At 45.1% G+C, this 11,521-nt stretch carries 3 protein-coding genes, 2 rRNA genes and 1 other annotated feature; of the genes, 4 read left to right on the forward strand and 1 reads right to left on the reverse strand.

From position 1 onward, the window contains the following. The first annotated feature begins 72 nt into the window (after positions 1 to 72). Entirely contained in the window at positions 73 to 2,058 is a 1,986-nt protein-coding gene (locus tag CZ367_RS11905; protein WP_077197055.1) for an Eco57I restriction-modification methylase domain-containing protein, read from the forward strand. Continuing rightward, positions 2,058 to 5,417, forward strand: coding sequence for a DEAD/DEAH box helicase family protein (locus CZ367_RS11910; RefSeq protein ID WP_077197056.1), 3,360 nt, complete (start codon positions 2,058 to 2,060; stop codon positions 5,415 to 5,417). Before CZ367_RS11905 ends, CZ367_RS11910 begins: the two co-directional genes overlap by 1 nt. A 555-nt stretch (positions 5,418 to 5,972) precedes the next feature. On the opposite strand, the gene CZ367_RS11915 is transcribed toward CZ367_RS11910, so the two are convergent. Then, positions 5,973 to 6,686 carry an alpha/beta hydrolase-fold protein gene (locus CZ367_RS11915; RefSeq protein ID WP_077197057.1) on the reverse strand — a complete coding sequence of 238 codons (714 nt, stop codon included), beginning with the start codon at positions 6,684 to 6,686 and terminating at the stop codon, positions 5,973 to 5,975. Positions 6,687 to 7,214: 528 nt separating this feature from the next. Between CZ367_RS11915 and CZ367_RS11920 the strand changes: the two genes are divergently transcribed. Further along, positions 7,215 to 8,745: ribosomal RNA gene (locus tag CZ367_RS11920) — 16S ribosomal RNA — on the forward strand. A gap of 551 nt (positions 8,746 to 9,296) precedes the next feature. Next, positions 9,297 to 11,333 (forward strand): 23S ribosomal RNA (locus CZ367_RS11925). Together the 16S and 23S rRNA genes form the textbook arrangement of a ribosomal RNA operon. Before the next feature lie 74 nt (positions 11,334 to 11,407). After that, positions 11,408 to 11,511: a sequence feature (23S ribosomal RNA rRNA prediction is too short), on the forward strand. Positions 11,512 to 11,521 lie beyond the last annotated feature (10 nt).

The raw sequence follows: 11,521 nt of genomic DNA on the forward strand, positions 1-11,521 counted from the left end.
GGTATTTCTCAAGGAAGTAGCTCTATTTTTCCAAAATTTTTTATAAATTTGCGAGGAACTTTCGTTTAATATATGTCCGAGATTATAGATATACACGAAAATAAATTACTGCAAGATGAACCGGGACTGCTTGAAGTACTCCTCATCGACCATACCACCCGAAAGAATATTTTTTGGGCAACGGACTGCTATGCCAACTACGGCCAAGGCTATGAATGGCATAACAGCATAACCGTGGAATCCATAACGGGAAAGCATGGTCATGTCATTATGCCGCGCGCCCTAAAGAGCCGCGACGAACAGCTGCGCCGCTCGCGCCAAATGGCGGAGGTGTTTACGCCGTCGTGGGTGGTGAGAAAGATGACCGACGTGATGGACAAGGAATGGACAGCCATTTATGAGGAAAAGGAGGAGGGTAAAGACGCGTGGCAGGGCTATGCGCTTGCCACCGTATTGGAGATAACCTGTGGAGAAGCTCCGTTCCTCACCGCTCGTTATGATACTGTCTCGGGCGAACCTATCCCTATGGCAGAACGGTTTGGCGCGCTGGACAGGAAGCTGCGTAAGGTGAACGACAACTGCCCAGACGGCGAGTGGACGCATTGGGCACTTTTGGCGCTGGGCAGCGTGTATGGCTATGAGTGGCAGGGCGACAACCTGCTGCTGGCGCGCGAAGCCTTGCTTGCCACCTTCAATGAGTATCACGAGCAGCGATTTGGCACAAGGGCGGATAGCTCAACGCTGCTCAAGGCGGCAGAGATAGTGTCGTGGAACGTTTGGCAAATGGATGGGCTGAAAGCTGTGGTGCCCTGTTCTTGCTATGACGACCGCCATACAGAGAGCAACCTCTTCGGAGAGCAGACCACAACCGTAACCCCCTGTCTTGGTTGCCACAAGAACGACATTTTACTTCATAATGGTTTGCGTTGCCTGCTGCGACGCTGGTTGCCATCCAGCTGCGATATGCCCGACCACTTCGACTGCCTTTACCTCGACTTTATTACCAAAAACTATAAAACTCATCATAAAACAAAATGGCCTATGAAATTCGATTTCGTTATTGGGAATCCACCGTATCAACAAGAGTCTAATGGTGCTAATGAAAGTGATACGCCTTTATATCATTACTTTTATGATAGTACATTAGCGGTTTCAGATAAGGCAGAGTTAATTACACCTGCTAGATTCCTATTTAATGCAGGGGGCACACCGGGTGCATGGAATAATAAGATGCTGAAAAGCGAACACTTTAAGGTACTTCACTATTTTCAACAAAGTGCACAAGTATTTTCTAATACCGACATAAAGGGTGGTGTGGCAATTTCTTACTATGATGCTAATCGCAAATATGAACCAATTATTTTATTTTCACAATATTCTGAAATTGTGTCTATTTTCAAGAAAGTAAGAAAAATCTCAAACGATGATTTATCTTCAATTATAACAAACCGTGGTCTGTATAGATATTCTCAAAGTGCATATTCAGAACACCCTGATATATTGCAACGTACTGCAGATGCACGTATAGCTCCAAGTTCATTTGAGAGAATGCCTGAACTTTTTAAGAATGAAGAGCCCTATGATAATGACAAATATGTCAGAATCTATGGACTAGGTACTGAAGGAAGAGTATTTAAATGGTTCAAAGAGAAATACGTTAAACCAACAGAAAACATTAACAAATACAAGGTGGTTGTACCCAAAGCAAACGGAAGTGGTACCTTTGGAGAAGTAATAACCAACCCAGTAATTCTTGGCCCCCAAATTGGATTTACAGAGACATTTATTTCTATCGGTGAAACAAATGAGATAGAAGCAAAAGCAATATTAGCTTATGTGAAGACAAAATTTGCAAGAGCAATGCTTTCCATTCTAAAGGTTACACAGAATAATGCCAAACCAACTTGGAAGTACGTTCCTCTGCAAGATTTCACTTCTTCTTCCGACATAGATTGGTCAAAGAGTGTTCACGAGATAGACCTTCAGCTTTACAAGAAATATGGGCTGAACGAGGAGGAGCGCAACTTTATTGAAAATCATGTAAAGGAGATGGACTGATGAAAACACCGAATATACAAACCTCTCGCGTGGCTCTGCCACAGATTTATGCCTACACCACGCCAGAGATAGCTCGCCATAATGGATGGGTAAAAATAGGCTATACGGAACTACAAGATGTGAAAGTCCGTATTAAGCAGCAATGCCACACGGCGAATATTGCCTGGGTATTAGAATGGTATGGCAATGCGGTGTATGAAGGCTCTAACCAGAGTTTTCTGGACAAGGCCTTCCATTCCTATCTGAACAAGCTGGGATATGAACAGGAGCCCAAGACGGAATGGTTCAAGATAGGCACTGATGAGTCGCGCCATCACTTTTATGACTTCCGCACCAACCATGGCGTGGTAAAAGGCAAGGCTACTCAGCGGTATCAGTTACGAGACGACAGTCAAGGAGAAGCGGTGCGTAAGACGGTGGACAGCTTTACCAACCGCCCAGAGACCGAATACCTTTGGAATGCTAAGCCTCGGTTTGGTAAGACACTGGCAGTCTATGATCTGTGCCTGCGCATGAAGTTTAAGAATGTGCTTGTTGTTACTAACCGTCCTGCCATTGCCGATTCATGGTATTCCGACTACTTGAAGTTCGTGGGGCACGAACGCTATCTTTTCGTCAGCCGTGTGTCTGCCCTCCTTGAACGTAAGGATGCGCCTTGTCTCACGCGCCAGCAATATTTGGAATATATCAAGCAGCCAGACAGGGTGAGGAACTGTATAGAGTTCGTAAGTCTGCAAGACCTGAAAGGCTCTATCTATTTCGGTGGAAACCACGATAAGCTGGGAGAAGTAGCCCAGCTCAACTGGGACTTGCTGGTCATCGACGAAGCCCATGAAGGGGTAGATACCTATAAAACAGATGTTGCTTTCGACCAAATCAAGCGCAAGCATACCCTTCACCTCAGCGGTACACCATTCAAGGCATTGGCCAATGAGAAGTTTCCACAGGATGCCATTTTCAACTGGACATACGCTGACGAGTGCAAGGCAAAGGCATCTTGGGACGAAAGCCTGGGCACCAACCCCTATGCCGAGATGCCGCGGCTCAATATGTACACCTATCGCATGAGCGATATTGTGACGGAAAAGGTACGTGAGGGTGTGGAAATAGACGGAAACACCGAGGCATACGCTTTTGACCTGAACGAGTTTTTCAGAGTTGAACGTGGGCGCTTTGTTCACGAAGAAGCAGTAGACAAGTGGATTGACGCATTGAGCCGTCAACAGCGTTATCCTTTCTCCACACCAGAATTGCGACAAGAACTGCGCCATACTTTCTGGTTGCTCAACCGAGTGGACTCTGCTAAGAAATTAGCGGAGAAACTGAGAGACACCCAGCGTCACCCGGAATTTGCCGATATCGAGATTGTCGTCGCAGCTGGAGACGGAAAGACCGACAACGACGAAGTGATAGAGGACGAGAATTCGCTCAACCGTGTGCGCAAAGCTATCGCTGAGCATCCACAGGGAACTATTACCCTTTCGGTGGGGCAGCTCACAACGGGCGTAACCATCCCTGAATGGACAGCGGTATTGATATTGAGCAATATGAAAAGTCCTGCCCAATATATGCAGGCTGCTTTCCGGGCGCAGACTCCTTATTTGTATGTAGATACCAATGGGGTGTATCATCGTAAAGAGAACGCTTATGTCTTCGATTTCGACCCGGCAAGAACCCTGACCAATTATGAGGAAATGGCGAATGGACTTTCAGCAGATACGGCTTCGGGAGGTGGCGACAGCGACACGCGCAAGCAACATATACGGGAGCTTCTGAATTTCTTCCCTGTTATTGGCGAAGACGAAGACGGCGAAATGATACCGCTTGATGCTGAACAAGTGATGCTTATTCCGAGGAAGATACGCTCCAAGGAGGTGGTACGTAGTGGTTTTATGAGCAATTTCCTCTTTGCCAATATCTCCAGCATTTACAATTGTTCTTCGGGCATCATCAACATCATCAATCAATTCACCCCCGTAAAGACACCTAAGAACAGCGAGGTAGATGCCAACGAGGTGGAGGAGCTTTCGCACGATATGGACGAGGAAGGCAATGCACAACCCGATCCTGCAAAAGTTGCGGCAGTGAAAGAGAAGCTGTTTGGTGATAAAATCTATGAAGCGCCTAAAGAGGAACTGGATGGTTTCATAGCAGAGAGCATACAAAAATACAGTCAGGCCAAAGAGCGCTTAGGCAAGAGTGTCGAGGAACAAATGATCGACAACGTGAACAGTCTCCTTAAATCCGTTTTATTCCCTGCTGCCGATAAGGGAGCGGAAGAAGCACAGGAGGAAAAACTGACGAAACGCAATCAAGGCATAGCGTTCGTCCGCATCAAGAAAGCTGTCAATGAGCAAGTTGGCACCCATTGCCATCAGGCATCCATCGACAAGAAGAAGATAGATCGCCAGTGTGAATTGGATTGCCAAGGCAAGACGACCCAACAGCAAAAAGACATCAAAAATAAGGCAGAGGCTGATAAAAAAGCCATTGATGATAATTTGACCAAGACCATCCAAGACCAGGCGAAAGACTTGTTGGATAAAGGTTCTGAAATTATTGCTGACACTTATGAACAACAGCGCATTGACAAAAAGAAAGGTAATACGGACGAGCTGATTCGCGATCATCTGCGCGGCTTCTCACGCACCATTCCCTCGTTCCTGATGGGCTATGGCAACGAGGAAACAACCTTGCAGAACTTTGACAGCCATGTGCCCGACGAGGTGTTCCTGGAAGTGACCAGTATCACCAAGGAGCAGTTCCATTTGTTGCGTGATGGTGGAGACTATACCAACGAAGAGACAGGCAAAACAGAACACAGCCCAGGCCATTTCTTCGACGAGGTGGTGTTCAATGATTCTGTGCGTGAGTTCATGACATTGCGTAAGCGCTTGGCCAACTATTTTGACCCTGAGGTAAAGGAAGACATCTTCAATTACATTCCCCCGCAGAAAACCAATCAGATATTTACACCAAAATGGGTGGTGAAACAAATGGTGGATCTGCTGGAACAGGAAAATCCAGGGTGCTTTGACGATCCCAGCAAGACTTTTGCCGACCTCTATATGAAGTCGGGACAGTACATCACGGAGATAGTGAAACGTCTTTATAATAGCGAAGGACTACGCAAAGCCTTTCCTGATTCAGAGACACGTCTGCGCCATATCTTCAACCATCAGGTGTATGGGTTGGCACCCACGGAGTGTATCTATCGTATTGCCCTGCGCTACATCCTCGGCTTTGACGATACTATACACATTGCCGCAGAGGAACATCATCTGCGTATGGCGGATTCCTTGCCTGCCGCGAAAAACGGAACAATGGAGGAGTTCTTGGATAACATCTTTAAGGGCTGAAACATAGAAAGGCAGAAATTCTTTATGATAAGCTATAAAATGTTAGAGCGTAAATAGAAAAGTGATGGGACTATCTTAAGGCTGGTTCTATAAATTAGCTTTGTTAGATTTTGAGCTTATTTTTGAGGTCAAAATGCAAGAGCGTGAAGAAGTGTAGCGAGCTACACGACTGAACGAACTTACATTTTGAACCAAAAACAGAGCAAGCCGAATGCAATCAAACTTGTTTGAATTGTTGAGGCGCAGCCTGTTTTATATAAAAAGAAGCCAAAAGATAACAAAACGTATTTCATAAAAATTTAACCCAAATCGATCATTAGCCCGCAAAGGCTTTTTAAAGCGTTTAGATGTTATGCTTTTCTTCGTCTTTGCACCTTATTTTGGCTCTTATCGTTTGTTTTTTCGGTTGTTTAGCTCGCTAAACGTCTTCAAAATAACCAAAAATAGCTCAAAATAAGCTCGCAAATCTCGAAGAAGTCTAACGACCGATTTGGATTAAATAAGGTTTTCTAATTATTTTTCCCTGAAAGAGATTTCTCCTTCAGGGGATTTTGCTTAGAAACGTGATAGTTTTTCCATAACCCAAAGAAATCCTTTAGCAGTTCGCTCGCCACTATCTTGAAAATGATTGCCAATGTTCCATTCTAATGTGGTGGTTGTGCCCTTTGTTTTCAATATATCAGATAGCTTTCTTATATCATTATCTACATTCTTCATTATTTCTGTTTTGGTGTGTGACTCTTTGTCGCCAATGCTTAAATATATTGTTTTAATTTTCATATTGTGTGTTTCGGCATATTTTAACCAATTGGGATACCACACGGAGGGAGAAGCTGCTACCACTCCAGAAAAATAGTCGGTTTGATAGGCTGTCCATAAAGTAAATAGTCCCGCTAACGAATAACCACCTATAATTATAAGGGAGTGCTGGTTGGGCATTGTATAGTTGGCAGTGAGATAAGGTGCGAGTTCGCTCTTTATATATAATAAGGTAGAAGGCGCATCTCCATTAAATGGTCTTTTGCCAAAGACGGGTGGGGCTGCCCAAGGGGTGAGTTCGTCGTTCCACTTCATTATGCGGAAAGCTACTAAAATAAAGTTTGCATCAGAGTGGCTTTCCATATAAGCAATCTCTTTGTCTAACGCTTCTAAGTCGTGCGTATCTACAGGTTGAATGAGAATAAAAGGGGAGTGCTCGCTTTTTAGTGTAGGAACATAAAAAGTACACTCGTGAGCTCCGATGGTTATAATATCTTTTTTATGGTGCATTTTTCTTTGAAATTTATTGTCTGCTACAAATATACATAAAATTTATGACAAATAGGTGTAAAACCACTGTGTAAATCTTTTTGATAAATGTAAATTAAATGATAAAACTTACAATAGGTTTTGAAAAAATGGCGAAGGAATAAACTTTTTTTGAAAAAACTTTGAAAAATATTTGGAGGGTATTAGAAAAAGCCTTAACTTTGCACTCGCTTTTCCGATAATACAATACAACATTGATTAAACGAATAAGCCGAGCGAAACTCGGATAAGAGATTATGCTCTAAAAGAAAGAGTTCTTTGAATAGATTTACATAGACAGAAAATAGTAGTACAAGAAGCGTCTACTGAATTAATTTTTAGTAGATGGGTAAAAGAAACGAACCGTTCAATTCTGAAGTTGCTTTGTGACTTCATTTTGAAATTAATAGGTGTTTAAACTTGATACTTCGAATTTAGGATATTCGTTCTGAACAGATTCAACTTATCGCTTTTTTCTTTTTAAGGATAGAGTGATATAAAATACATTTTACAATGGAGAGTTTGATCCTGGCTCAGGATGAACGCTAGCTATAGGCTTAACACATGCAAGTCGAGGGGAAACGGCATAGAAAGCTTGCTTTTTATGGACGTCGACCGGCGCACGGGTGAGTATCGCGTATCCAACCTGCCCTTTACTTGGGGATAACCCGTTGAAAGACGGACTAATACCCAATATAATCCTTTGATGGCATCTGACGAGGATGAAAGATTTATCGGTATTGGATGGGGATGCGTCTGATTAGCTTGTTGGTGAGGTAACGGCTCACCAAGGCTTCGATCAGTAGGGGTTCTGAGAGGAAGGTCCCCCACATTGGAACTGAGACACGGTCCAAACTCCTACGGGAGGCAGCAGTGAGGAATATTGGTCAATGGACGAGAGTCTGAACCAGCCAAGTAGCGTGCAGGATGACGGCCCTATGGGTTGTAAACTGCTTTTGTTGGGGAATAACTGACATTACGTGTAATGTTTTGCATGTACCCTTCGAATAAGGACCGGCTAATTCCGTGCCAGCAGCCGCGGTAATACGGAAGGTCCAGGCGTTATCCGGATTTATTGGGTTTAAAGGGAGTGTAGGCGGTTTTTTAAGCGTGTTGTGAAATGTAGATGCTCAACATCTGAATTGCAGCGCGAACTGGAAGACTTGAGTGCACACAACGTAGGCGGAATTCATGGTGTAGCGGTGAAATGCTTAGATATTATGAAGAACTCCGATTGCGAAGGCAGCTTACGGGAGTGTAACTGACGCTTAAGCTCGAAGGTGCGGGTATCGAACAGGATTAGATACCCTGGTAGTCCGCACAGTAAACGATGGATGCCCGCTGTTAGCACCTGGTGTTAGCGGCTAAGCGAAAGCATTAAGCATCCCACCTGGGGAGTACGCCGGCAACGGTGAAACTCAAAGGAATTGACGGGGGCCCGCACAAGCGGAGGAACATGTGGTTTAATTCGATGATACGCGAGGAACCTTACCCGGGCTTGAATTGCCAGCGCACGATACAGAGATGTTGAGGTCCTTCGGGACGCTGGTGAAGGTGCTGCATGGTTGTCGTCAGCTCGTGCCGTGAGGTGTCGGCTTAAGTGCCATAACGAGCGCAACCCCTTTTCTTAGTTGCCATCAGGTAATGCTGGGCACTCTAGGGATACTGCCACCGTAAGGTGTGAGGAAGGTGGGGATGACGTCAAATCAGCACGGCCCTTACGTCCGGGGCTACACACGTGTTACAATGGCCGGTACAGAATGTTGGTTGTGCGTAAGTACGATCTAATCTTTAAAGCCGGTCCCAGTTCGGACTGAGGTCTGCAACCCGACCTCACGAAGCTGGATTCGCTAGTAATCGCGCATCAGCCATGGCGCGGTGAATACGTTCCCGGGCCTTGTACACACCGCCCGTCAAGCCATGAAAGCCGGGGGTGCCTGAAGTTCGTAACCGCAAGGAGCGACCTAGGGCAAAACTGGTAATTGGGGCTAAGTCGTAACAAGGTAGCCGTACCGGAAGGTGCGGCTGGAACACCTCCTTTCTGGAGTAACGTTTATCCTTGAGGTATTGCTAAGAGTATGAACATTTTATGATTTCATTATTTGATATTGAATTTGTTTGTTTCTCTTCTTGTACTCATAATTCTGTTTCTATATAATAAAGAAGATAGAGTTTAAGGCTCACAGCTTTAGGTTCAAGTCCTACATCTTCACTTAGCTGATGAGGGTTTTCATAAATCCAATACTCACGCAGAGTTCTTTGACATATTGACACAAGCAAAAACTGTAAAGTAAAACTACAAAGTTCAAGATTTCTTTTTTTTTAAGAAGTCTTATTTAATATGATTTCGAAATACAGCTGAAAGTATGAGCATCATTATGCATCGGTAGCAATGCTGATGTATCAATGGCGAATAGAAAGTAATTAAGGGCGAATGGCGGATGCCTTGGCTCATGGAGGCGATGAAGGACGTGATAAGCTTTTTTTTAAGAAGTCTTATTTAATATGATTTCGAAATACAGCTGAAAGTATGAGCATCATTATGCATCGGTAGCAATGCTGATGTATCAATGGCGAATAGAAAGTAATTAAGGGCGAATGGCGGATGCCTTGGCTCATGGAGGCGATGAAGGACGTGATAAGCTGCGATAAGCTTCGGGTAAGTGCAAATAACTTTTGATCCGAGGATTTCCGAATGGGACAACCTAACATATTGAAGGTATGTTATTCATAATTTATTTATGAAGGCTAACGCAGGGAACTGAAACATCTTAGTACCTGTAGGAAGAGAAAATAATTTAATGATTCCCCCAGTAGTGGCGAGCGACCGGGGAAGAGCCCAAACCACAGACGTAGCAATGCGTCTTTGGGGTTGTAGGACCACGTTGTGGTACTTAGCGAGTGAGGAGAAATGTTTGGAAAGACATTCCATAGTGGGTGATAGACCCGTATCCGAAGCTTAATAAGACTTAGTGGTATCCTGAGTAACGCGGAACACGTGTAATTCTGCGCGAATCTGCCGGGACCATCCGGTAAGGCTAAATACTCCCATGAGACCGATAGTGAATTAGTACCGTGAGGGAAAGGTGAAAAGCACTCCTATTAGGAGAGTGAAATAGTTCCTGAAACCATTCGCCTACAAGCGGTCGGAGCATTATTTTAATGTGACGGCGTGCCTTTTGCATAATGAACCTACGAGTTACCATGTCTGGCAAGGTTAAGAGTTTCATTCTCCGAGCCGTAGTGAAAGCGAGCCTGAATAGGGCGTTTAGTCAGATGGGGTAGACGCGAAACCAAGTGATCTACACTTGACCAGGTTGAAGTTCCGGTAACACGGAATGGAGGACCGCACGGATAAGCGTTGAAAAGCTTCCCGATGAGTTGAGTGTAGGAGTGAAAGGCCAATCAAACTTGGAGATAGCTCGTACTCCCCGAAAGGCATTTAGGTGCCGCGTGCAATGTTCTCCATAAGAGGTAGAGCGACCGATAGGTCAAGAGGGCTTCACCGCCTATCGAGACCTGACGAACTCCGAATGCTTATGGACAGTAGTTGCGCAGTAAGGGGGCGGGTGCTAAGGTCCGTCCCCGAGAGGAGAAGAATCCTGACCGCCATCTAAGGTCCCCAAATTCTGTACTAAGTTAGTCTAACGAAGTCTGGTCCCCGTGACAGCTAGGATGTTGGCTTGGAAGCAGCCATTCATTCAAAGAGTGCGTAACAGCTCACTAGTCGAGGGTCCGGGCATGGATAATAATCGGGTATAAGTCAGATACCGAAGATGCGGGATAGTATTGTATATAAAAAGTATCGGTAGGGGAGCATTCCATATGCGTTGAATGGTGTATGTAAATTATCCTGGAGCGTATGGAAAAGCAAATGTAGGTATAAGTAACGATAAAGGAGGTGAGATTCCTCCTCGCCGTAAGACTAAGGTTTCCCAGGCGATGCCAATCAGCCTGGGGTTAGTCGGGTCCTAAGTTTCAGCCGAATGGCGATAGCGATGGCAGACACGGTTAATATTCCGTGACTTGCGTATTCAGTGATGTGGAGACGGAGTCGTGACACTGTCGCGCCCTGACGGAAATGGGCGTTAAAAGTTTTAGGTATTGATAGGTGTAGGCAAATCCGCACCTTGAGCTGATGACTAATAGTACAGCATCCTCTTCGGAGGGAGCTGATAGCACAGGTAATCATACTTCCAAGAAAATCCGCTAAACTTAATGTTTACGCAACCCGTACCGCAAACGGACACACGTAGTCGGGTAGAATATACTAAGGCGTTGAGAGATTCATGGTTAAGGAACTAGGCAAATTGACCCCGTAACTTCGGGATAAGGGGTCCTCATATTTAACTATATGAGGCGCAGAGAATCGGTCCAGGCAACTGTTTAACAAAAACACAGGGCTGTGCAAACTCGAAAGATGACGTATACAGTCTGACACCTGCCCGGTGCTGGAAGGTTAAGAGGAGAGCTTAGGCTTACGCCGAAGGTTTGAATTGAAGCCCCAGTAAACGGCGGCCGTAACTATAACGGTCCTAAGGTAGCGAAATTCCTTGTCGGGTAAGTTCCGACCTGCACGAATGGTGTAATGATCTGGACGCTGTCTCAACCATGAGCTCAGTGAAATTGTAGTATCGGTGAAGATGCCGATTACCCGCGATGGGACGAAAAGACCCCGTGAACCTTTACTACAGCTTAGCATTGATCTTGGTCATCCGATGTGTAGGATAGGCCGGAGGCTTTGAAGCGGGCACGCCAGTGTTTGTGGAGCCTTCCTTGAAATACGGCCCTTTGGCTGTCTGAGGTCTAACTCGATA

This window comes from Prevotella ihumii (genome assembly GCF_900155655.1).
GTDB classification, from domain to species: domain Bacteria; phylum Bacteroidota; class Bacteroidia; order Bacteroidales; family Bacteroidaceae; genus Prevotella; species Prevotella ihumii.